20 protein-coding genes are annotated in these 21,042 nt (G+C 72.5%); 9 read left to right on the top strand and 11 right to left on the bottom strand.

Features of this window, described 5'->3' with window-relative positions:
* Positions 1 to 48: 48 nt before the first annotated feature.
* Both DFP74_RS24045 and DFP74_RS24040 read right to left on the bottom strand, forming a co-directional pair.
* Positions 49 to 675, bottom strand: a complete 627-nt coding sequence (locus DFP74_RS24045) for a dihydrofolate reductase family protein (protein WP_121184975.1) — start codon at positions 673 to 675, stop codon at positions 49 to 51.
* The gene (locus DFP74_RS24040) at positions 672 to 1,529 is read right to left on the bottom strand and encodes a metalloregulator ArsR/SmtB family transcription factor (RefSeq protein ID WP_121184973.1); all 858 of its coding nucleotides are present in this window, start codon (positions 1,527 to 1,529) and stop codon (positions 672 to 674) included. The genes DFP74_RS24045 and DFP74_RS24040 overlap by 4 nt, the downstream gene beginning before the upstream one ends.
* Positions 1,530 to 1,809: 280 nt before the next feature.
* Between DFP74_RS24040 and DFP74_RS24035 the strand changes: the two genes are divergently transcribed.
* Positions 1,810 to 3,000: a magnesium and cobalt transport protein CorA gene (locus DFP74_RS24035; protein ID WP_121188483.1), complete on the top strand. Its 1,191-nt coding sequence runs from the start codon at positions 1,810 to 1,812 to the stop codon at positions 2,998 to 3,000.
* A gap of 30 nt (positions 3,001 to 3,030) precedes the next feature.
* Here DFP74_RS24035 and DFP74_RS24030 read toward each other — a convergent pair whose 3' ends face one another.
* Positions 3,031 to 3,642 carry a TetR/AcrR family transcriptional regulator gene (locus DFP74_RS24030; RefSeq protein ID WP_121184971.1) on the bottom strand — a complete coding sequence of 204 codons (612 nt, stop codon included), beginning with the start codon at positions 3,640 to 3,642 and terminating at the stop codon, positions 3,031 to 3,033.
* A 130-nt stretch (positions 3,643 to 3,772) separates the two neighbouring features.
* Here DFP74_RS24030 and DFP74_RS24025 point away from each other — a divergent pair, with 130 nt between their 5' ends.
* Together DFP74_RS24025 and DFP74_RS24020 are read left to right on the top strand one after the other, a co-directional pair.
* On the top strand, positions 3,773 to 5,449 hold the full coding sequence (locus DFP74_RS24025; RefSeq protein ID WP_121184969.1) for an FAD-dependent oxidoreductase: 1,677 nt from the start codon (positions 3,773 to 3,775) through the stop codon (positions 5,447 to 5,449).
* Positions 5,446 to 6,906: an ATP-binding protein gene (locus DFP74_RS24020; RefSeq protein WP_121184967.1), complete on the top strand. Its 1,461-nt coding sequence runs from the start codon at positions 5,446 to 5,448 to the stop codon at positions 6,904 to 6,906. The genes DFP74_RS24025 and DFP74_RS24020 overlap by 4 nt, the downstream gene beginning before the upstream one ends.
* Positions 6,907 to 6,931: 25 nt before the next feature.
* Here the strand turns inward: DFP74_RS24020 and DFP74_RS24015 are convergent, their stop codons facing one another.
* The 3 genes from DFP74_RS24015 to DFP74_RS24010 all read right to left on the bottom strand — a co-directional run bounded on the left by DFP74_RS24015 (position 6,932) and on the right by DFP74_RS24010 (position 8,752).
* Positions 6,932 to 8,131 carry a damage-control phosphatase ARMT1 family protein gene (locus DFP74_RS24015; protein WP_121184965.1) on the bottom strand — a complete coding sequence of 400 codons (1,200 nt, stop codon included), beginning with the start codon at positions 8,129 to 8,131 and terminating at the stop codon, positions 6,932 to 6,934.
* A gap of 112 nt (positions 8,132 to 8,243) precedes the next feature.
* The gene (locus DFP74_RS33605) at positions 8,244 to 8,414 is read right to left on the bottom strand and encodes a hypothetical protein (protein WP_158613045.1); all 171 of its coding nucleotides are present in this window, start codon (positions 8,412 to 8,414) and stop codon (positions 8,244 to 8,246) included.
* Positions 8,415 to 8,452: 38 nt separating this feature from the next.
* Positions 8,453 to 8,752 (bottom strand): hypothetical protein, encoded by a 300-nt coding sequence (locus DFP74_RS24010; RefSeq protein WP_233571132.1) that lies wholly within the window; start codon positions 8,750 to 8,752, stop codon positions 8,453 to 8,455.
* A 75-nt stretch (positions 8,753 to 8,827) separates the two neighbouring features.
* Between DFP74_RS24010 and DFP74_RS24005 the strand changes: the two genes are divergently transcribed.
* The gene (locus DFP74_RS24005) at positions 8,828 to 9,463 is read left to right on the top strand and encodes a hypothetical protein (protein WP_121188482.1); all 636 of its coding nucleotides are present in this window, start codon (positions 8,828 to 8,830) and stop codon (positions 9,461 to 9,463) included.
* Positions 9,464 to 9,468: 5 nt separating this feature from the next.
* Here the strand turns inward: DFP74_RS24005 and DFP74_RS24000 are convergent, their stop codons facing one another.
* Positions 9,469 to 9,996, bottom strand: coding sequence for a pyridoxamine 5'-phosphate oxidase family protein (locus DFP74_RS24000; RefSeq protein WP_121184961.1), 528 nt, complete (start codon positions 9,994 to 9,996; stop codon positions 9,469 to 9,471).
* Positions 9,997 to 10,417: 421 nt separating this feature from the next.
* On the opposite strand from DFP74_RS24000, the gene DFP74_RS23995 reads away from it, so the two are divergent.
* Positions 10,418 to 11,827 carry a transposase gene (locus tag DFP74_RS23995; protein WP_233571130.1) on the top strand — a complete coding sequence of 470 codons (1,410 nt, stop codon included), beginning with the start codon at positions 10,418 to 10,420 and terminating at the stop codon, positions 11,825 to 11,827.
* A 77-nt stretch (positions 11,828 to 11,904) separates the two neighbouring features.
* Here the strand turns inward: DFP74_RS23995 and DFP74_RS23990 are convergent, their stop codons facing one another.
* Complete coding sequence (locus DFP74_RS23990) at positions 11,905 to 13,113, bottom strand: multidrug effflux MFS transporter (protein ID WP_233571383.1); 1,209 nt, start codon at positions 13,111 to 13,113, stop codon at positions 11,905 to 11,907.
* A 526-nt stretch (positions 13,114 to 13,639) separates the two neighbouring features.
* Here DFP74_RS23990 and DFP74_RS23985 point away from each other — a divergent pair.
* Entirely contained in the window at positions 13,640 to 14,803 is a 1,164-nt protein-coding gene (locus DFP74_RS23985) for an RNA-guided endonuclease TnpB family protein (RefSeq protein WP_121184957.1), read from the top strand.
* 90 nt (positions 14,804 to 14,893) lie between these two features.
* Positions 14,894 to 16,516 carry a hypothetical protein gene (locus DFP74_RS23980; RefSeq protein ID WP_233571129.1) on the top strand — a complete coding sequence of 541 codons (1,623 nt, stop codon included), beginning with the start codon at positions 14,894 to 14,896 and terminating at the stop codon, positions 16,514 to 16,516.
* On the opposite strand, the gene DFP74_RS23975 is transcribed toward DFP74_RS23980, so the two are convergent.
* Both DFP74_RS23975 and DFP74_RS23970 read right to left on the bottom strand, forming a co-directional pair.
* Complete coding sequence (locus DFP74_RS23975) at positions 16,494 to 17,708, bottom strand: CdaR family transcriptional regulator (RefSeq protein WP_121184955.1); 1,215 nt, start codon at positions 17,706 to 17,708, stop codon at positions 16,494 to 16,496. The two genes, DFP74_RS23980 and DFP74_RS23975, sit on opposite strands and share 23 nt — an antisense overlap.
* A 270-nt stretch (positions 17,709 to 17,978) precedes the next feature.
* Entirely contained in the window at positions 17,979 to 18,380 is a 402-nt protein-coding gene (locus DFP74_RS23970; RefSeq protein WP_121188480.1) for a nuclear transport factor 2 family protein, read from the bottom strand.
* Positions 18,381 to 18,485: 105 nt separating this feature from the next.
* On the opposite strand from DFP74_RS23970, the gene DFP74_RS23965 reads away from it, so the two are divergent.
* A complete protein-coding gene (locus tag DFP74_RS23965) occupies positions 18,486 to 19,055 on the top strand; it encodes a PadR family transcriptional regulator (RefSeq protein ID WP_121184953.1) in 570 nt (189 codons plus the stop codon).
* A gap of 123 nt (positions 19,056 to 19,178) precedes the next feature.
* Positions 19,179 to 20,279, top strand: coding sequence for a hypothetical protein (locus tag DFP74_RS23960; protein ID WP_121184951.1), 1,101 nt, complete (start codon positions 19,179 to 19,181; stop codon positions 20,277 to 20,279).
* 73 nt (positions 20,280 to 20,352) lie between these two features.
* On the opposite strand, the gene DFP74_RS23955 is transcribed toward DFP74_RS23960, so the two are convergent.
* The gene (locus tag DFP74_RS23955; RefSeq protein ID WP_121184949.1) at positions 20,353 to 21,033 is read right to left on the bottom strand and encodes a hypothetical protein; all 681 of its coding nucleotides are present in this window, start codon (positions 21,031 to 21,033) and stop codon (positions 20,353 to 20,355) included.
* Positions 21,034 to 21,042: the final 9 nt, after the last annotated feature.

The raw sequence follows: 21,042 nt of genomic DNA, 5'->3' as shown, positions 1-21,042 counted from the left end.
GCGCGGTCCGCGCCATCGTGCCCGTCGGCCGAGGCGCGGACCGCCGGTTCAGCGGACGCGGTCGTAGACGAGGGCGAGTTCGCCCCGCTCGCCGGTCTCCTGGCGGGTGAGCTCCCATCGCGAGGCGGGCAGGCCGTCGTCGAACAGCCGCTGACCGCTCCCGGAGATCTCCGGAGTGATCATGAGGTAGAGCCGGTCGAGCAGGTCCGCCGCCAGGGCCGCCTTGATGACGCTCACGGAGTTGTTGACGAGGACGTCGCCCGTGCCGGTGGCCTTGAGTTCGCCGATGACGTCCGCGACGGGAGCGTTCACCAGGCGGGTGCGTTCCCACGGCGCCTCGGTCAGGGCGGTCGAGAAGACCACCTTCTCCGTGTCGACGAGCCACTTCGCGTATCCGCGGTCACGCGGATCGGCGTCCCCGTCCTCGGCGACCGAGGGCCAGTAGCTCAGGAACCCCTCGGCGTTGGTCCGGCCCAGCACGGCCGTCGTCGCGCCCTCCCAGATGCGGGTGAGATGGTCGCGCGCGAGGTCGGTGATCGCGTAGGGGACGATCGCGCCGAGGTCCCCGGGCCCGCCCGGGCCGCTGTAGCGGCCGTCGAGCGAGACGGCGATGTTCGCGCGCACCCTGCGCCCGGTGGTCCGGCCGGTGGTCTGCCCGGTGGTCTGCTCGGTCATGGCGTGCTCCTCGTGTGGGTGGGGGTGTCGCTGTCCTGCGCGTTCGCGGCGAGGACCGCCGCGAGCGTGTCGAGGCTCTGGCCGAAGCCGGTCTCGATGCCCGCGACGAAGTCGGCGGAGTCGACGGTGCTGTCGGTGACCCGGAAGTCGACGTCGAGCTCCGTGCCGGTGCCGCCGGGCCTCAGGTCGAGGCCCACGTGGGCGGTGAAGGCCGGGCCGCCGTCGGGCAGCAGGGGGGAGAGCCGGTAGGAGAGGCGCTCACCGGGGCTCACGTCCTCCACGACCCCCTCCGCGTACCCGGCGACCGGGTCCGAGCCGTCGGTGTCCTCCGCGTCGCGGTACTCGTGGACGATCCGTCCGCCCGGGCGCGCCTCGAAGACGAGCGCGGAGACGCGCAGGTCGTCGGGCGTCCACCAGCGGGCCAGCAGGGCGGCCTCGGTCAGATGGCGCCAGACCAGTGCGGGAGGCTCCGTGAGCGACCGGTGGAAGGTGAACGAGCGGCCGTCGGCCCAGCCCGGCTCCTTCGCCGCCAGCCGTTCCGCGCGCAGAGTGTGCCCGTGGCGCTCGAAGGCCGCGCTCGGCCCCTCGGCCCGGTCCGCGGTGTCGGCGAGCTCGCCGAGGACGGCGGCCAGGTCCCGCAGCGGGCCGGGCCGGAGCGCGTAGACGCGGCGCTGTCCGCTGCGCTGGGAGGTGACCACGCCCGCGCGTTCGAGGGTCTGCAGGTGTTTGGTCGTCTGGGGCTGGCGTGCGCCGGCCAGCCGGGCCAGGACTCCGACCGGGCGTGGCCGCTGCGCCAGCAGGGTGATGAGCCGCCAGCGGGCCGGGTCGGCCAGTGCGGTGAGGAGAGCGTCCATACGAGAAGTATTCCTCATGGTGAATATTCGTGTCAAAGAATACTTGAGATGAGCGGACGCCCTCTCCCCGTGGCCTCCACGCCCTCTCCCCGCGTCCTCCCCGTGGCCTCCGGGCGACCTCCACGGGGCCGCGGCGGCACCGCGTGGGATCGTGCGGTGGCGGGGAGTCCTAAGCTGGCACCGGAGATCAGTTCGACCTGGGTCAGGACCGCCGCCACCCGCCCCCGCCGCCGCGCGGGGCACCGACTCCGTGGCGGACGTCCGCCCGTGGGGGCCCGACATGTCCGACTGGCGAGCACGCGCGGTGCGCAGGGGCAAGAATCCGTTCACGCGGTCTCCGCGGCGGCCCGGCGCCCCCGACCCGAGCCCTGGGCAGGAACCCGCCCCGGAGTGGTCGATGGACCCCCGGGCCAACGACGGGGGCACGCCCGTCGAGGCGCCCCTGGAGCACAGCGTCGTGGACGCCGCGCTCTACCGCGACGGACGGCGGGTGCGCACACCGGGGAGCCTGGAGGAGATCTACGGCCGACTGCCCGACGAGCGCGGGTCCACCATGGCCTGGATCGGCCTGTACCGCCCGGCCGAGGCGCAGATGCTGGCCGCCGCCGACCAGTTCAACCTGCACGAACTCGCGGTGGAGGACGCCATCGTCGCCCACCAGCGCCCCAAGCTGGAACGCTACGGCGACACCCTCTTCGTGGTCCTGCGCGCGGCCCGCTACATCGACGAGACCGAGGAGGTCGAGTTCGGGGAGATCCACCTCTTCGTCGGCCGCGACTTCGTCCTCACGGTGCGCCACGCCGACGTCCCCGACCTGGCGGCGGTGCGCGCCCGACTGGAGGGCGACCCCGAGCTGCTGGCCCTGGGCCCGGAGTCCGTCCTGTACGCGATCCTGGACGCCGTCGTCGACGGGTACGCCCCGGTGATCGCCGGTCTGCAGCACGACGTCGACGAGATCGAGACCGAGGTCTTCAGCGGCGACCCCCGGGTCTCCCGCCGCATCTACGAGCTCTCCCGCGAGGTGATCGAGTTCCAGCGCGCCACCCGGCCGCTGCTGCGCATCACCGACGACCTGACCGCGGGCTTCGACAAGTACGGCACCGACGAGGAGCTCCAGCGCAGGCTGCGCGACGTCGCCGACCACGCCACCACCGCCGCCGAGCGGGTCGACGGCTTCCGGCAGATGCTGCAGAACATCCTGGCGGTGAACGCCACGCTCGTCTCCCAGGCCCAGAACGAGGAGATGAAGCTCCTGGCCGAGGCCGGCCACTCACAGAACAACGAGCTCAAGCGGATCTCGTCGTGGGCGGCCATCCTCTTCGCCCCCACCCTGATCGGCACCGTCTACGGCATGAACTTCACCCGGATGCCCGAGCTGGACTGGGCCTTCGGCTACCCGTTCTCGGTCGGCCTGATGGCTTTGGTGTGCGTGTGCCTGTACGTGGTGTTCAAACGCCGCGACTGGCTCTGATCCGGGGGCGCGCCCCTGCCGCCACGGCCCTCAGCCCCCGGTGCCTCCCTCGCTCCCGGCGCCCCCGACCGCGGACCGCAGCAGGGACTCCAGTTCCACGGTGACGTCGTCCAGGGGACCGATGTCGCGCTGGGCGCGGCACAGCGCCACCGTCCCCTCCACCGAGGCCACGACCAGGGCGGCCAACCGCGTCGCACGGGCGGGCTCGGCCCCGTGCGCGCGCAGGGACGCGGCCAGCAGCTCCTGCCATCCCCTCAGCACCTCGGCCGCCGCGGCGAGCGCCTCCGACGCCCCGTCCCGGGGCGGCTCCTCCACCGCCACGGCCAGCACCGGGCACCCCGCCCGGAAGTCGCTGTCGAGCACCGTGCGCCGCCACTCCCGCAGGAACGCCCGCAGCCCGGCGACCGGTCCCGCCCGCAGTTCCTCGGCCAGCCCGTCGCCCACGACCACCCCCGCGAACCGCACGGCCTCGGCGGCCAGCTGCTGCTTGCCGCGCGGGAAGTAGTGGTAGGTCGATCCCAACGGCGTCCCGCTGTGCGCGGCCAGTTCGCGGACCGAGGTGGCGGCCAGTCCGCGCCGCCGGATCATGTCGGCCGCCCCCGCGACCATGCGCCCGCGGGCGTCCGCGCCCTCGCTCACCATGGGCGCTCCCCTCTCGGCCACTGGGCCTTCACATCCGGCACAGATTATCGCGAGCGCGCCGAGACCCCGAGGCCGTACTCTTCGACCGGTAGGCGCACGATGCGGCGAGAAAATCGGATAGGGGAGACGCATGGCGCAGTCGACGGGTTCGGGACGGACCGTCATTCTGACCGTGGACGACGACCCGGGGGTCTCGCGCGCGGTGGCCCGCGACCTGCGGCGCCGCTACGGCGACGGGTACCGGATCGTGCGCGCGGAGTCGGGAGCGACCGCGCTGGAGACCCTGCGGGAGCTCAAACTCCGCGGCGACCAGGTGGCGGCGGTCCTGGCCGACTACCGGATGCCGAAGATGAGCGGGATCGAGTTCCTCGAACAGGCCATCGACCTCTACCCGAGCGCGCGGCGGGTGCTGCTGACCGCCTACGCCGACACCGACGCGGCCATCGACGCCATCAACCTGGTCGACCTCGACCACTACCTGCTCAAACCCTGGGACCCGCCGGAGGAGAAGCTCTACCCGGTCCTGGACGACCTCCTGCAGGCCTGGCGGGAGGGCAGCCACCGGCTGGTGGCCACGACCAAGGTCGTCGGACACCGGTGGTCGGCCCGCTCCTCGCAGGTCCGTGAGTTCCTGGCCCGCAACCAGGTGCCCTACCGCTGGTACTCCAGCGAGGACCCCGAGGGCCGGCGGCTGCTGGAGGCCGCCGGTCAGGACGCCGAGCGGCTCCCCCTGGTGGTCGCCGAGGACGGCACCGCGCTGGCCGAACCCGACGACACCGAACTCGCGGGACTGGTCGGGCTCGCCACCACGCCCGAGGAGGACTTCTACGACCTCGTCGTCATCGGCGGCGGTCCGGCCGGGCTCGGCGCGGTCGTCTACGGCGCCTCCGAGGGGTTGCGGACCGTCCTGGTGGAGCGCTCGGCCACCGGCGGTCAGGCGGGCCAGAGCTCGCGGATCGAGAACTACCTCGGCTTCCCCGACGGCGTCTCCGGCGCCCAGCTCACCGACCGGGCCCGGCGCCAGGCCGCGAGGTTCGGCGCCGAGATGCTCACCGCGCGCGAGGTCACCCGGCTGGAGGCCAACGGCGCCGCGCGCACCGTCCACTTCTCCGACGGCACCTCGATCGCCGCGCACAGCGTCCTGCTGGCGACCGGGGTGTCCTACCGCCAGTTGGACGCGCCGGGCCTGGCCGAGCTGACCGGGCGCGGGGTCTTCTACGGGTCGGCGCTCACCGAGGCGCCCTCCTGCCAGGGCCACGACGTGTACGTCGTGGGCGGCGCGAACTCCGCCGGGCAGGCCGCCATGTACCTCGCCCGCGGCGCGAAGTCGGTGACCCTGCTGGTGCGCGGGTCCTCGCTGACCGCGTCCATGTCCCACTACCTCATCCAGCAGATCGACCGCACGCCCAACATCCACGTGCGCACCGGGACGGTCATCGGGTCCGCGCACGGCTCCGACCACCTGGAGCGGCTCGAACTGCGCGACGTCAAGACCGGGGAGACCGAGTCCGTCGACACCCAGTGGGCGTTCGTGTTCATCGGCGCGGCCCCCCTCACCGACTGGTTGGAGGGCACCGTGACCAGGGACGAGCGCGGATTCATCCTGGCCGGCCCGGACCTGGCCGTGGCCGGGCGGCCGCCGCGCGGCTGGGAGCTGGACCGGCCGCCCTACCACCTGGAGACCAGCGTCCCGGGGGTGTTCGTGGCGGGCGACGCACGCGCGGAGTCCGCCAAACGGGTCGCCTCCGCCGTCGGCGAGGGCGCCATGGCCGTGATGCTCGTCCACCGCTACCTGGAGCTGTCGTGACCACGGAGCCGACGCGCTGTGACCGGGAGGAGCTGCGCACGCTCTTCCTGTTCGAGGAACTGAACGACGACCAGCTCGGGCGATTGTGCGACGAGGGTCGCCTGGAGCGGTTCGAGCCCGGCTACGTGTACCGCGAGGGGGAGCCGGCCACGTGCTTCTACGTGCTCCTGGAGGGCACGGTGGCGCTCTCGCGCCGGGTCGGCGCCGACGACGTGGAGACCAACCGCACCTCGCACCGGGGCGCCTACGCCGGGGCCATGCAGGCCTACGTGAGCGGCCTACAGGGCGCGCACTACCGGGGGTCCCTGCGGGCCGTGGAGGCCTCCCGGTTCTTCGTGCTGCCCGCCGAGACCTTCTCCGCGGTCATGCGCGAGTGGTTTCCGATGGCCGTCCACCTGTTGGAGGGGGTGTTCTACGGGACCCAGAACATGCAGGCGCGGATCAACGAGCGCGAGCGCCTGCTGGCGCTGGGCTCCCTGTCGGCGGGGCTGACCCACGAGCTCAACAACCCCGCCGCCGCGGCCGTGCGCGCCACCTCGTCGCTGCGCGAGCGGGTGGCCGGCATGCGGCACAAGCTCGGGATGATCGCGGCGGGCCCGTACACGCGCCAGACCATGGAGACGCTCGTCGGCCTCCAGGAACGCACCGCCGAGCAGGTCTCCAAGGGCGTGCCGCTCAGCCCGCTGGAGGCCGCCGACCGGGAGGACGAGCTCGGCGAGTGGCTCGACGAGCACGGGGTCGGGGAGGCCTGGGAGCTGGCGGCGACGCTCGTCCAGGCGGGCCTGGACACCGACTGGCTGGAGGGCGTGGCGGCGGCCGTGGACGGTGCCACCCTCGAAGGCGCCGTCCGGTGGCTGGGCTACACGGTGGAGACCGAGCTGCTCATGAACGAGATCGAGGACTCCACGACCCGTATCTCGCACCTGGTGGACGTGGCCAAGCAGTACTCCCAGCTCGACCGGGCGCCCTTCCAGGTCGTGGACGTGCACGAGCTGATCGAGAGCACGCTCGTGATGCTCTCGGGCAAGCTCGGCGCCGGGATCGACATCGTCAGGGACTACGACCGGTCGCTGCCGCGGATCCCCGGCTACCCCGGCGAGCTGAACCAGGTGTGGACCAACCTCATCGACAACGCGGCCTCCGCGATGGGCGGTGAGGGGACGCTGACCGTGCGCACGGTGCTGGACGGCGACCAGGTGCTGGTGGAGTTCGGCGACACCGGGCCGGGAGTGGAACCGCAGATCCGCAACCGGATCTTCGACCCCTTCTTCACGACCAAGCCGGTGGGGGAGGGGACCGGGCTCGGTCTCGACATCTCCTGGCGGATCGTGGTGCACAAGCACCACGGGAGCCTGCTGGTGGAGTCCGAGCCCGGGGACACCCGTTTCCAGGTGCGCCTGCCCCTCACCGCGCCGGAGGGGGAGGCCGAAGGCGAGCAGGCGGGCGAGCACCCGTAGCCCTCCCGGCCGCCGGGGCCGCGGGTCAGGCCCCGGCGAGCTGGACGAGGGCGTGCGTGCCGCTGGTCCGCCACGCCTCGCCGGTCGCGTCCAGCTCGTCCACCGTCGCCTGGTCCACCCCGGTCACGGCGTCGGACTTGAGCGTGCGCAGCGCCGCGACCGGGCCGGGGAAGTAGGCGGTGACCGCCGCGAACGGGGTGGTGGCGGGCCAGTGGCGATCGCCGACCAGGCGCCGGTAGTTCAGATCCCCCTTCATGAGGGTCACCGACGCCGACGCGAACTCCTCGAACAGGTCCGCGGGCATGTCCCGGTAGGGGAGCGGGGCGCAAGAGAAGGCGTGCGCCCGCACACGCAGCCGCCCCTGTTCCATCGCCCGCCACGACCGGGTGCCGATCCGCTCGGCCGCGCCGCCCGCCTCGCGCAGGTGGCGCAGGCAGTCGAGGACGTCGGCCATGGTGGCGTCGGAGACGTAGTACGGGCCCGGCTTGACGTGCAGTACGACCTCGCGGGCGCGGTCGGTGGTCAGCAGCGTGTCGGCCAGGACCAGGTCCGGCAGGAGCTCGCGGCCGGCGTTGTCGGCCACGAGGCACACCCGGCCGCCCGCGCGGGTGTCCAGCAGCTCCCACAGCCGCGCGGAGTCGTCGGCGACCAGGCCCGAGACCGCGTCGCCGGTCCCGCCGCCGCCCACCTGGAAGCTCAGGTCGGCCCGGTTGCCCCACAGGGACGACCGCAGCAGCGCCTGGTCCCGCTCCCGAGGTGACAGGTCGGAGAGGGAGTCGAGGGCGGCGGTCTCGTCCGCGGCCTCCGCACTCCTCAGTTCCGCGCGCTTGAACGGGGCGAACGGGTCCACGCCCCGCCAGGGGCCCGGGTCGAAGTAGCCCAGCGCGCCGAGCAGGCGGCGGTAGAAGTAGCTCTCGGCCCACAGGAAGGGCGCCTGCGTCCAGGTGGTGCCGACGTGGTCGGCCACACCCCACGCGCGCCACGCGCGCAGGTCGTGCGCGTCCCCGGCCAACGGCGCGATGACCCCCGCGGTGGCCTCCTCCCGCAGGGCGGCCAGCCGCGCGCGGATTCGCGGCGGATAGGGGAAGGCGTCGGCCACCTTGCGGATCAGCGCGGGGTGGCGCTCGCACATCACGCCGTGCGGGAAGGAACCGGGCACGTCGCTGGTGATCACGTCGGCGTCGGGAAGCGCGCTCGGGACGGCACGGCGTGACTCTTCGGGCATGGTGCGACTCCTGAATCGGATGAGGCGGTCAGGTCCAGTGGGACGGGCGGCATCGGCGGGTCCTTCCACCCTCGCTGCGACGGCCGCCGATCCGGGGGCCGAATCGCCACGATCACGACTGCACGAGTGCCCGTAGGAGGAGGACGATGGGGGTGGGACCGGCGCGGATCGGCGGCTGGGTGCTGATGCCCGCGCTCCTGGGCATGCCGTTGTTCCCCATGGACCAGATGTCGATGTGGAGCCTGTTCGGCCACGTGCTCTTCGGGCTGTTGGCCGGCGCCACGCTCTACGGACTGAGCCGCAACGAGCCCTGGGATCCCCTCAGGAACGGCCACGCGTCAGCAGCGTGCCCCGCACGGTGCCGACCCTGTCCCTCGCGCGCGTGAGCACCGCGCGGGCCCTGGCCAGCGGGCCGCCCCGTTCCGCCTCCGGTACGGGAACCGGGCCGGGCGGCTCGGTTCCCTCGGCCGCCGCGGAGGCCTGGGCCACACGCTCGCGCAGCCGGTCACGGACCTGGTCGGGTGTGTAGGCGCGACGCTTGCGCTCGGCGCGGGCGATCGCCACACCGCTGGCCGCCACTCCCGCGAACGCGGCCACACCGAGAACCTTCCACCAACGCATGCCCCCACGCTACAGCCACCAGCGCGCCCCGGGCGGCGCGGGCGGAGGTAGGTTCTGAACGTGACAGGTTCGAGCATCACCCTGGACAGGGCACTGGAGATCACCCGCACCGGCGACACGTGGGTCTTTCGCGGGACCAGCGTGGCCGACCGCGCCATCCAGATCACCACGAACAGCCCCGTGAACCACGTGGGCATGTCGGTCGTCGTCGACGACCTCCCGCCGCTGATGTGGCACGCCGAGCTGGGCCGCTCGCTCACCGACATGTGGACCGGCACCCACCAGCGGGGCGTCCAACTGCACGATCTGCGCGACGCGGTCCTGGTGTGGGGCCGCCGGTACGGGCAGCGGGCGTGGCTGCGCCAGCTCGACCCGGAGGCGGACACGGCCATGGAGGACGCGGTCCTGCGCACGATCGCCCGCCTGGACGGAACCCCCTTCCCGTCCTCGGCGCGCATGGCCGCCCGGTGGCTGCGCGGCCGGGTGCCCCTGCGCCGCCTGCCGAGGGCGCGGCGCGAACGCGAACGCACCCTGGAGAGCACCTACTGCGCCGAGGTGGTGGCCGTGACCTACGAGGCGATGGGTTTGCTCCCGGAGGGGCGCCGGCCGGGCTACTACGACCCGGGCCGGTTCTGGAGCGGGGACTCCCTGCGCCTGGAGGGCGGGGCCCGGCTCGGCGGCGAGATCCAGGTGGACCTGCCCGAGGCCTGAGCGGATCAGCCGGGAAAGGTCCACCTGGTGGCGCCGTGGCCGACGTCGTCCGCGGCGGGGAAGGCGTAGACCTTCGCGGGGGTGACGGCGTAGGCGCGGTAGGGCGGCGGACCGGCGGTCGGCGCGCCCTGGGGACCGGTCAGGAACCCGTCCCCCGGGGTGGGCGCCCACCCGTACCGGTCGGCGTAGGCCAGGGCCACCCGCTCCAGCGGCTCGGCGTCCAGGACCGGCGCGGCGGTTCCCTCGACCACGACGTGGAGGCGGCCGGTGTCCAGAGCGAGGCTGACCCGGGTGTCCCGGACCAGCCGACGGGACTTGGCCGTTTCCTCGCCCGAGGCGAAGCACGGGCGCCCGTCGACCCACACGGCCAGGACCGGCCGGGTGTGCGGCTCCGCGTCGCGGCGCGTGGTCGTCAGCCAGGCGGTCCCGGCGGCCTCCTCCAGGTGCGCCAGGACGTCCGTCCACGTGCCGGGGGGTTCGGCGGTCAGGGACTCGGCGCGGGGGTCGGGAACTGTTGCTGCATGAGTGTCCATCAGTGTCCTTCTTCATCCAGGGGTGGTCATGAGCGCACCGGCCGCAGGCGCCTGGCCGTGGTCGTACGGGTCCTGGATAGGGACGCCGTCCTCGATTTTCGTGGTTCGCCGGACACGGCCCCGCCCGCGCTGCTAGCTTCTGTGATCGAACATACGTACCACGGAAGGCAAGGGGGTGGAGTCGGTGGCCAAGCGTGGCACGACACGGTTGCGGTCCATTGAGGCTCCCTCTGTGGTCTCGGGCCCGTCCGGGGTGGCGGTGCGTGACCGGCTCACACACCTCCGCCCGGCCGATGAGCAGGTTCTGCGTGTGGTGGGCGCCCATCTGGGCTCGCTGGCCTCTGGCGATCTGGCGACCCGGTGCCGTCAGGGCCGCGACCACGATGCCGATACCTGGGCGGCGCGTAAACGGGATGTGACCGTGCAGTCGTCGTCGCGGTGGGCGGGGTCGATCACCAAGGCCACCCACGACCAGTGGGCGCTGGCCCGGCGTGGGCAGGCCGCCCATCTGGACTCGTTGGAGTCTGGTGTGCGCAGTCTCAAGCGCCGGCTCTCGCTTGCCCTGGGTGCCAAGGGCTCCAGGCACGCCCCCGGCGGGTACCGGTCGCGGCGGGAGTGGCATGCCAAGGCCCGCCGCCTGGCGGTGCTCGAAGACCGTCTGGCCCAGGTGCGCCAGGACTTCGAGGCCGGGATCGTGCACGTGGTGCGGGGCGGCAAGCGACTGCTCAATACTCGTCACCACCTGGATCAGGCTCAGCTCAGTGAAGAGCAGTGGCGGGCCCGGTGGGAGGCCGGGCGCTTCTTCCTCCAGGCCGATGGGGAGTCCGGTAAGCGGTACGGGAACGAGACCATCCGCCTCACCCCGGACGGGCGGGTGTCGATCCGGCTCCCGGCTCCGCTGGAGTATCTGGCGAACGCCCCGCACGGCCGGTACGTGCTCTCCTGCCGGGTGGCGTTCGCGCATCGCGGTGCCGAGTGGGCCGACCGTGTCGAAGCCAATCGGGCGGTGGCCTACCGGATCCACCTCGATGTGGAGCGGGGCCGGTGGTACATCACCGCGTCCTGGACCCGGCCCAAGGCGCGGACCCTGCCGTTGGTGGCGGCCTGCGCGCAGGGGGTGGTGGGTGTGGATATGAACGCCGACCATCTGGCCGCCTACCGGCTCGACCCGCACGGCAACCCGGTCGGGGACCCCGAGCGGTTCTCCTTCGACTTGACCGGTCGTGCTGCGCACCGTGACGCCCGGGTCCGGCATGCGTTGACCCGGCTGCTGCACTGGACCCGGCGCACCGGCGCGCAGGCGATCGCGATCGAGGACCTGGACTTCGCCACCGGCAAGACCCGGGAGAAGCACGGCCGCAGGAAGCGCTTCCGGCAGCTCATCTCCGGCATGCCCATCGCCAGGCTCCGCGCCCGGATCGTGTCCATGGCGACCGTACTCGGGATCGCGGTCGTGGCCGTGGACCCGGCGTATACGTCGAAGTGGGGCGCCCGGCACTGGGCCGAGCCCCTGACCAGCAGTAAGCGTACGATGACTCGCCATGACGCCGCCGCGGTGGCCATTGGCAGGCGCGCCCTGGGGCACCCGGTCCGGCGTCGGACGGTTCCGCCCCGCCACCACCGGAGTGATGGTGGCGGGCCTCGGACCGTCCAGACCGAACCGGGGTCTTTGGGGTGTGAGGGACCCGGCCGCCCTGCCACGGGGCGCGCACACGATGCGCGTGCCCGGGCAGGGAAGGAGAGAACGCGGGGAACCAGCGCGTCCAGCACCGTTCGGGACGCGCGCAGTGCCAGCAGATGGGTTCAAGACCCACTCCTGCAAACTGAATAGGAACGGTTCGACGGCTCCATCGCGGCTCCTTCAGGGCTTGGCACTCAGCGTGTGTGCGTGCGTGCGCCAGGCTAGCGTTAGGCCGCGGCCGGGCGGGTGCGCCGCGCCCGCAGCGCGAAGCCCACGAAGACCGCGGCCGCGCCGACGGCGGTGGCGAGCATGACCGTGGTCATGCTGGACAGCGTGACCGGGCCGGACAGGCCCGCGGTGGCGGCCAGGCCGGAACCGATCCCGAACTGCAGCGTGCCCAGCAGCGCCGACCCGCTTCCGGCCCGCGCCGAGGACTGCCCCGACAGGGCCAGCGCGGTGGCGTTGGGCGAGATGAGTCCGGTGAAGACCATCATGACGAACAGGGCGGCGGTCACCGAGACCAGATCTGCGCTGCCCGCGGCCTCCAGCACGCCGATGGCCAGGACCGACAGGATCGCCCCGCCCAGGCCGAGCAGCAGCCGGCGGTTGATCTCCATGCGGCGGATCAGCGCGACGTTGACCTGGTTGCCCAGGATCATGCCGAGCGTGGTGACGGCGAAGACCAGGCTGAACTCCTGCGCGCTGGCCCCGAACCGCGACTGCGAGACGAAGGAGAACGTGGAGATGTAGGTGAAGCTCATCCCGAAGCTCAGCGCGAGCGTGAGCGTGGGACCGAGGAAGCGCACGTCGCGCAGCAGCTCACCGAAGACCCGCATCTGCTCGCCGACGCCGACCCGCTGGCGCTGGTCGGCCGGCAGGCTCTCGGGCAGGGCGAAGTGGACCAGGACGAGCGTCACCAGTCCGGCGGCGCCGAGCGCGCCGAACACGATCTGCCACGAGCCCAGGAACAGCAGCTGGCCGCCGATGACGGGGCCGAGCATCGGCGCGAGCCCGGCGATGAGCACCAGCCGCGAGAAGAAGGTGGCGGCGGCCTCGCCGTCGAAGACGTCGCGGACCACGGCCCGGGAGATCACCAGTCCGGCCGCGGCGGAGGCCCCCTGGACGAGCCGCAGCAGGCTGAAGGTCGCCACGTCGGGGACGAACATGATGGCGAAGGTGGCGGCGGTGAACACGGCCAGGCCCAGGAGCAGGGGTCCGCGCCGTCCCCAGCGGTCGCTGAGCGGCCCGATGACGAGCTGGCCCAGGGCCAGCCCGGCCATGACCGAGGTCAGGGTGAGTTTGACGCTGGCCTCGCTGGTGCCCAGGTCGGTGGCGATCTGCGGCAGCGCGGGCAGGTACAGGTCGGTCGCGAGCGGCCCGATGGCCGAGAGCGCGCCCAGGACGGCGACGAGCAGCAGGGTGCGCAGGCGCGTCAGGGCGCTCGCGTTCCCGCGGCGCTCGGCGACCTCCTCGTGGCCCGCGCCGGGCACGGCGGTCACCGGCTCGGTGGCCGGGACGGCGGTGTCGATCGGGGCGGCGGCGGCCGTGGGGGCACGGCGCTCGGGGCGTGTGGACAGCAGTGTCACAGGGAGCTCCAGGGCATGGCGAAACGGAGGTCGAGCGAGTTCGGGGCGCCGTGAACCGCCTGGGGCGGGGCGCGGAAGAAGGGTCCTCGGGGCATGCTCCGCAGAACACGCCCTACATGGACGCACCCCGGCTCCAACGTGCGACCAGGGGAGGGCAATCCCGGCTTTGCCAAGCCGTCCGCGTGATTCGTATTACCAATAGAGAATCCCCTGGGCACAGGCTTTTTTGAGGTTCTGTGACCACTCGCATGGTCATCGGATGACCGGCCGGTCGCCAGGTGCTGGTAGCCCTCGCGTCCGGCACGACACCGTGCGCCCCTGCGGATTTTCCGGTTCGGCCCACCAGTGGCGCCCGGGTTCGTTAACGTGTTCGAATATGAAGGTGGTCGTGGCTGTGAAGCTATTGCCCTCGCCGGATCAGGCGCAGGTGCTTCAGGCGACCCTTGATGCCTGCAACCGGGCGGCGAACGCCGCCTCCCACGTGGCGTTCGCCACCGGTGCCGTGCACAAATACGCCCTCCAACAGCGTGTCTACACGGCTTTGAAGGCCGAGTTCGGGTTGTCCGCGCAGCCCGTGGTGCGGGTGATCGGCAAGGTCGCCGACGCTTACACCACCCGGGCCTCCCACCTCAAGAAGGGCCTGTTGGGCCGCCCGGGGGCCCAGCGCCGGGCTCGGGCTGAGTCCACGCCGATCCGGTTCCGCCCGGACGCGGCGCAGCCGTTCGACTCGCGGTGCCTGTCCTGGCAGGTGGATGCCCGCACGGTCTCGATCTGGACCACCCAAGGCCGGATGAAGAACCTGGCCTTCACCGGCTCGCCCGAACAGCTCAAGACGCTGGCCGAACACCAGCGGGGTGAGAGCGACCTGATCGTCCAAGACGGGGTGTGGTTCCTGTCCGCGACGTGTGAGGTGCCTGAGAAGCCGTTGAACACCAAGCCGGTGGGGTTCGTGGGGGTGGATCTGGGGATCGTGGAGATCGCCGCCACCTCCACCGGCCAGCGCCACGCAGGCCGGACGCTCAACCGGTACCGCCGGCGCCAGAACCGCCTGAGGGCCAAACTCCAGAAGAAGAACACCAAGAGCGCCACACGTGTGCTCAAGCGCCTGCGCCGCAGGGAGGCCCGGCGGGCGCGGGATGTGAACCATACGATTTCGAAGAGCATCGTGGAGCGGGCCGAACGCACCGGCCACGGCATCGCCCTGGAGGATTTGAAGGGCATCCGTGGCCGGGTACGGCAGGCCAAACGACAACGTTCGACGCTGCATTCGTGGAGTTTCGCCCAGCTGCGGGACTTCCTCACCTACAAAGCACGCAGGGCCGGGGTGCCGGTGGTCGTGGTCGACCCCGCGTACTCCTCCCAGTCCTGCTCGGAGTGCGACCACACCAGCAGGCGCAACCGGCCTACCCGGGCCGTGTTCGCCTGCACCTCCTGTGGTGTGGTGTTGCACGCCGACACCAATGCTTCCCGCAACCTCGCCCGCAGAGGCGTAGTTGTGTGGAACGCGGGGCGCTCAGTCAGCCGCCCCTGCCCCTCGTGAATCGAGCGGGTTGGACGCGGGAGGTAGCTCGACAGCCAGCCGGGCTCCTACTCGCAAGCTCGTGGGTTCAACCACGGGTGGTTGACGCCCATGTACGCCCCCTACCAGGGCGCCGTCTCCTCGGCCACGATCGAGTTCCCCATGCGGGTGAACAACGCCGACTACGACCGGCTCGACGAGGAGGAGCTCCAGCGCAGGTCGGCGATCAACACCGACATCTCCGCCGCGACGATCGAGGCCACGCTCTCCTACGTCCAGGACCACCGCGACGAGCTCGTCGGCGACCAGATCGAGATCTTCCGCCGCGGTGCCGCCGGCGAGGAGCAGGTCGTCCCGCCGGAGGAGTGGGTGCCCGGCTTCGGTCCCGAGGACGTGTGGACGACCGACTTCCCGCGCGCCTACGTCATCCCCGTCGGAGGGGAGCAGCGCTCGGCCACGGCCGCCGCCCGCCTGGTGGACTTCCTCATCGCCAACGACGTGCGCGTGGAGCGCGCGGGCCGGGCGTTCACCGTCGAGGGCGCCGAGTACCCCGCGGGGTCCTACGTCGTCGACATGCACCAGCCCAAGCGCGGCATGGCCAACGTCCTGCTGGAGGACGGCCGTGACATCAGCGACGACATCGGCGCGATGTACGACATCTCCGGTTGGAGCCACGGGCTCCTGTGGGGCGCCGACGTCGAGGCCGTGCAGGAGGAGGTGGCCGTCTCGGCCAAACCCGTCACGGTCGCCTCGCCCACCGGATCGGTCGAGGAGGCCGGTGACGGCGGCTGGGAACTGCGCCTGGACGGCGGCGCCGAGGTGGCCGCGCTCAACGACCTGCTCGCCTCGGGCACGGACGTGGCCTGGAACGGCCGGGGCGGTGTGATCGTGCCCGCCGAGGCCGACGCCGCCGGACTCGCCGACCGGTACGGGGTGACCTTCCGGGCCGCCGAGAGCGGGGACCCGGCCGACGCCGTGGTGTCGGGAACCCCGACCGTGGCGATCGCGGGAGCCGCGGACGAGGTGTTCACCCTCGACGAGATGGGCTTCGACCTGCGGCCGGTGTCCACGTGGGTGCTCAACGCCGGGTTCGACTGGAGCGGCGTGGACGTGCTGTACGTGTCGAGCGGGCTGGTCTACGCCGACCTCGACGCGCACGCGCGTGCGGACCTGGACGCCTTCCTGGCGGAGGGCGGCGTGGTCGCGCGGGGCGTCACCGGGGCGCGGTTCAACGAGCAGGCCGGGCTGTTGGACGCGACCCGGCGGTCCGCGCGCTCGGACGCCAACGGCGTGGTGCGGGTGAACGAGGGCGAGGGAGTCCTGGCCGGGACCGGCGGGCACGCGTTCGTCTACGGGCCCGGCTGGTTCACCGACCTCGGTGACGGTGTGGCCGTCGAGCAGTCCTACGCGCAGGAGTCCCCGCTCGTGGCCGGGCACTGGCGGTCGGACCAGAACGGCGCCGGCGGCCAGTCCGACGCCGCGGGTCAGGCGTCCGTGGTCAGCGGTGTCGCCGGGCAGGGCGGTCGGTGGTGCTGTTCGGCACCGAACCGCTCTTCCGCAACCACCCCAAGGGCCAGTTCGGGCAGGTCGCCCAGGCCGTGTACTGGAGCGCGTCGGCCGAGGTCGGCTAGCGGTCCAGCGGGTTGGCGGGCCGCGGGGGCGCCGATCGGGAGGACCCGGTCGGCGCCTTCGCGTGGGCGGGGCAGCGGGGTCAGGAGTGGGCCGCGCGGGTGAGGGAGCGCGCGTACAGGGCGATCTGCAGCTCGAACCGGCGCTCGGCGTCGTCCAGGTCGGCGCCGAACAGGTCGCGGATCCGGCGCAGCCGGTAGCGCACGGTCTGCGGGTGCACGTAGAGGTGCTCGGCGACCCGGTTGGCGTTCTGGGCGTGGCGCAGCCAGGCCAGCAGCGTCTCGGCCAGCCGGTCGGCCTGGACCGCGGGCAGGTCCTCCAGGGGCGCCAACCGGGCGCGGCACAGCAGGTCGAGCAGGTCGCGGTCGGCGAACAGGGCCAGTGTCACCAGGTGGTCCGAGCAGCGGATGAGGCCGCGGGCGTCCAGGACGCCCCGCCGGCCGAGTTCCAGGGCCTTCTGTGCGTAGCGCAGGGAGAGCGGTAGGCGGCTGAGCGGCACGGTCGGCCCGATCGCGGCGGTGCGGCCCGAGAGCGCGGTGTCGAGCACGCGCCGCCGTCCCGGGCCGTCCGGGTCGGGCATGACCAGGTGGGCGTCGAGCCAGGTCACGTCGGTGAGGACGTCGGGCGGAAGGGCGGGGGCACCGGGTGCGGAGTCCTCGCCGTCGGCCACGACCACGGCGGCCGCGGTCTGGGGCAGCGGCCAGCCGAGCACGCGGGCGTGGTGGGCGATGGTCTCGGGCGGGGCGGCGGGCTCGGTGAGCAGGAGCCGGACCAGGCGTCCGCGCTGGCGGTCCAGTTCCTCGCTGCGCTGGGCGCGAGCCTCGGCGTAGCCCTCCGTCGAGGCCACGGCCAGTTCGTCCATGTGGAAGAAGATGGCGTCGGCGATGCGGAAGAGCGTGTCCGCGCTGATGCCGAGCGCCTCACGGTGATCGGTGAGGAAGCGGAACGACATGCGGGACCCCACCCGCAGAGCCGACTGCAGGGCGTCGAGGTTGCGGCCGTCGCGCAGTTCGTCGCGGCCCAGGTCGCGGAACCGTTCCAGGAGGGGTTCGCGCGCACGCGTGGGAGCCTCCACGAGGTCCCAGAACCGCTCCACCGCCAGGGCCACCCCCTCGGCCAGGCGTCGGCCCAGGTCGCTGTCGGGCGGCACGTCGAACTCGGGGAAGAGGCGGCGGATCTCCTTGACGACCAGTTCGGTGCCGGTGGCCAGGTGGGGGCGTATCCGCGACGCCAGCTCAGGGGGGATGTGCCGCGCGGGGTGGTCGACCCCCCGGCCCTGGACCGAACCGAACGCCACACGTGCCTCCTCGTCCCCGGTGCCGCGCCTGACTGACCGACCCTAGGCCTCGCGCGGACGCGGCGGTAGCCCCGGGAGGGAGGGTTCGGGGCGGTCGGATTGTCACGGTGGTGACAAGGCGGTGTGGGGGTGCGGCCCGGGCAGGCGCGGGGCGGACCCGCGGCGAGGCGGTGCACTCACCGGGGTGAGTGACCGCAGGGTGTCCCGCCGGTTCGCCCCGCCGGCCCGTCCGCCGGTCCGTCCGCCGGCCGTGCCGGTCGGCCGGGCCGCTCAGCCCGGTGTGCCCTCGGCCGCCTCGCGGGTGATGCGGTCGAACTGGGCGCCCATGGCCTCGGCGAGGGCGGTGGCGCCGCTGAGCGGGCGGACCATGACCGTGAACTCGTCGATCAGGCCGTCCTCGTTCAGGTGCAGGAAGTCGCAGCCCTGGATCTCCCGGTCGCCGACGCGGGCCCGAAAGACGAGGGCGTGGTCGCGGCCGCCGGGGTCGGCGATCTCGCGCTCGTAGTGGAAGTCCTCGAACACGCGCAGGACCCCGCGCAGGATCGCCGCGGTGATGGCCTTGCCCGGGTAGGGGCGAAAGACCACGGGGCTGGTGAACACGACGTCCTCGGCCAGCAGGTCCGCCATGGCGTCCGGGTCCCCGGCCTCCACGGCCGCGCGGAAGGAGTGCATGAGGGGCTCCATAGTCAACTCGTTGAATAGGTGGAGGGGACGGTAGCACGGCAGGGCCTGATTAGTCACGGAAGTGAATAGTCACCACCGCACTACAGTGGTGCCATGGCTCTGCGCAACGCGGTACTGGCCGCACTCCTGGAGGGTCCGGCCTCCGGATACGACCTCGCCAAGATCTTCGACGCCTCGGTGGGCAACTTCTGGATGGCCACCCCGCAGCAGCTCTACCGGGAACTGGAGCGGATGGAGGCGGACGGGCTCATCGAAGCCACCGTCGTCGAGCAGAGCCGACGGCCCAACAAGCGGGTGTTCACCCCGACCGAGGTCGGAGAGCGGGCCCTGCGCGAGTTCACGGCGCGCGCGCCCCGGCCGACCGCGATCCGCGACGAACTCATGGTGCAGGTGCAGTCCGTGGACGCGGGCGACGCCGAGGCCGTCCGGGCGGCGGTCGCCGCACGCGTGGAGTGGTCGCGCGCCAAGCTGGCCCGCTACGAGCGGCTCCGCCTGCGCGAACTCGACGGGCGCACCGAGGAGGAGCACCTCGCCGGCGGCGAGCGGGTGGGGCCGTACCTGACCGTGCGGCGCGGCATCTCCCTGGAGCAGGAGAACCTGCGCTGGGGCGAGTGGGTGCTCTCCGTGCTCGACCGGCGCGCCGCCGCCCACCGGTCCGACTGAGCCGGGCACCGTCCGAATTGACCATGGATTTCTCCACGGAATCCGTGTTATTCTGGCCGGGTAAGCCGCGATAAAAGAAAAGCGCATTCGCTTTCCCGGCGTTATCGCGGGTATTGTTCGCGCATGCACACCACCCATTCCCGGTCCCGGGTCAGGCTGTCCGCGTCCGTCATGGCCCATCCCGACCGCAGCGCCTCCGCGCACCGGGTCCTGGCCGATGTGGGGGTGGAGAACGCCCGCGTGGCCTTCGATCCCGAGCCGGATGGCCCCGCCTCCTCGCTGCGCAGCGCACGGCTCGCCTACGCCGATGCCGACCTTTACCCCGGCAGCACCCACCACCTCGTGCTCCAGGACGACGTCACCTTCTCCCGCGGATTCGTGGAGTCGGCGCGTGCATGCCTTTCCCTTCACCCCGATTCCGCCGTGTCCTTTTTCGTGGAATGGGGTTCGCGCACCGCTTTCCTGGCCCGGTGGGCGGTGTTCACCGGTGCCGCCGCCGTTCCGGTCGTCAATCCCTACGTGCCCACCCAGGCGCTCGCACTGCCCCGCCGCCTGGCGGTGGACCTCGCACGCTTCCTCACCGAGGACGTCGAGCACGGGGAGGCCGACGACGAGGCGGTCCGCAGGTTCCTGCGGGGCCGCGGCGTCCCGGCTCTGGTGATGGTGCCCAACCTGGTCGAGCACGAGGACCTGCCGAGCCTGACCGGCAACAACGAGCACGGGGCGCGGCACTCGGTCTGCTTCGCCCCGGAAGGGGCCGCGCACGACGGCTCGGTCCTGGACCCGCCCCGCCTGCTGCCCATGGTCGCGTGGAACGTCGGCCGGGCGGTCGTCGTCGACCTGCACGACGACGTGCCCGCCACGCGCCGCCCCACGCTCGACGTGCTGGGGGAGTGGGGCGCCACGGAGTCCGTCCTGCGCGGGGCCCTGGACCGGGTGGTCGGCGCGCGTGCCTACCCCGTCGGCCCGGACCTGCTGTTCCAGGCGTGGATCACCGCGGTGGCCCTGGGCGCACTCCAGGAAGGGCACTGGCCGGGAACCGTGGGCGCGTTGCGCGGCCGGCTGGGCGAGCCGCTGGTGGCGCGGGCCCTGGCCACCCTCGTGCCGGGCGCGCTGCGCGTCTTCACCGACCCCGTCGCCCTGTCGCGGCGCGCCGACGACCTCGCCCTGCTGGTCCTGGCCGCCATGGAGTACGGAGCCGCCCACTGCCGTCCCGGCCTTTGAGGGCCGCACGCGCGGGCTCAGCGCCCTGGTCGTGTCTCGAGCGCACCCGGCGGCCGGCCCCGGCAGGCCGGGGTCAGAGCACGGGCCGGTACCGGCGTTCGCCGTCCTCCCGGCAGAGTCGAAACCGGGCGGAGTCCCGGGCGCAGGCCCTGAAGAGGCGATCCGCCGCCTCGTCGTCGATCTCGTCGGGCACGTGGAAGCCCTGGAACACGGCCTGGCCGACCCGGACACGGAACCGGTGCCGGAACTCCTCCTCGCCGATGTAGGTCAGCGCGATCCGTCCGTCCCAGGCCAGTGCGAACGTGAGGGGAGAGCCCCCGGCTGCGAAGCGGACACGGTGGTCGGCGACGGAGTCGTGGCCCAGGAGGTAGACGTGGAAGGCGGCGTCGTCGTCCTCCAGTGCGGCCACGTCCTCAAGGCGGTCGACGCGGAAGGTGCGGCCGGCGATCCTGCCGAAGTCCAGTGGCTCGTCGGGGGTTCCCACGACGAACCCCCGGGACGGAGTGATGCGGCAGCGGTGGTAGTTCTGCCAGACGGGCCGCGAGGCGAAATCCTCCGGACCGTCGTCGTCATCCTCGTCCTCGGTCTGGTGCTCCGGCGCGTCGTCGGCGTCGTAGTCCTCGCTCGTCAGCTCGAAGGCGAACCGCAGGCCGGCCTCCGGGTCGAGCTGGCCGCCCCACGTGAACGCGCGGATCCGGTGGCCGTCCGGCCACGGATTGCCGAGGAACCAGATCCGGTCGTCGTCCTGTGGCACGGGTCGCCC

It is taken from the genome of Nocardiopsis sp. Huas11 (assembly GCF_003634495.1).
Taxonomy (GTDB): domain Bacteria; phylum Actinomycetota; class Actinomycetes; order Streptosporangiales; family Streptosporangiaceae; genus Nocardiopsis.
Note: the sequence above shows the minus strand (reverse complement) of the source record. Positions and strands in the feature narration are given on the sequence as shown.

What these genes read in the sequence shown, in the direction of transcription:
- DFP74_RS24045 (WP_121184975.1), bottom strand. Translation starts at nt 675, where the DNA reads ATGACCGAGCAGACCACCGGGCAGACCACCGGCCGGACCACCGGGCGC.
- DFP74_RS24040 (WP_121184973.1), bottom strand. Translation starts at nt 1,529, where the DNA reads ATGGACGCTCTCCTCACCGCACTGGCCGACCCGGCCCGCTGGCGGCTC.
- DFP74_RS24035 (WP_121188483.1), top strand. Translation starts at nt 1,810, where the DNA reads ATGTCCGACTGGCGAGCACGCGCGGTGCGCAGGGGCAAGAATCCGTTC.
- DFP74_RS24030 (WP_121184971.1), bottom strand. Translation starts at nt 3,642, where the DNA reads ATGGTGAGCGAGGGCGCGGACGCCCGCGGGCGCATGGTCGCGGGGGCG.
- DFP74_RS24025 (WP_121184969.1), top strand. Translation starts at nt 3,773, where the DNA reads ATGGCGCAGTCGACGGGTTCGGGACGGACCGTCATTCTGACCGTGGAC.
- DFP74_RS24015 (WP_121184965.1), bottom strand. Translation starts at nt 8,131, where the DNA reads ATGCCCGAAGAGTCACGCCGTGCCGTCCCGAGCGCGCTTCCCGACGCC.
- DFP74_RS24010 (WP_233571132.1), bottom strand. Translation starts at nt 8,752, where the DNA reads ATGCGTTGGTGGAAGGTTCTCGGTGTGGCCGCGTTCGCGGGAGTGGCG.
- DFP74_RS24000 (WP_121184961.1), bottom strand. Translation starts at nt 9,996, where the DNA reads ATGGACACTCATGCAGCAACAGTTCCCGACCCCCGCGCCGAGTCCCTG.
- DFP74_RS23985 (WP_121184957.1), top strand. Translation starts at nt 13,640, where the DNA reads ATGAAGGTGGTCGTGGCTGTGAAGCTATTGCCCTCGCCGGATCAGGCG.
- DFP74_RS23980 (WP_233571129.1), top strand. Translation starts at nt 14,894, where the DNA reads ATGTACGCCCCCTACCAGGGCGCCGTCTCCTCGGCCACGATCGAGTTC.
- DFP74_RS23970 (WP_121188480.1), bottom strand. Translation starts at nt 18,380, where the DNA reads ATGCACTCCTTCCGCGCGGCCGTGGAGGCCGGGGACCCGGACGCCATG.
- DFP74_RS23965 (WP_121184953.1), top strand. Translation starts at nt 18,486, where the DNA reads ATGGCTCTGCGCAACGCGGTACTGGCCGCACTCCTGGAGGGTCCGGCC.
- DFP74_RS23960 (WP_121184951.1), top strand. Translation starts at nt 19,179, where the DNA reads ATGCACACCACCCATTCCCGGTCCCGGGTCAGGCTGTCCGCGTCCGTC.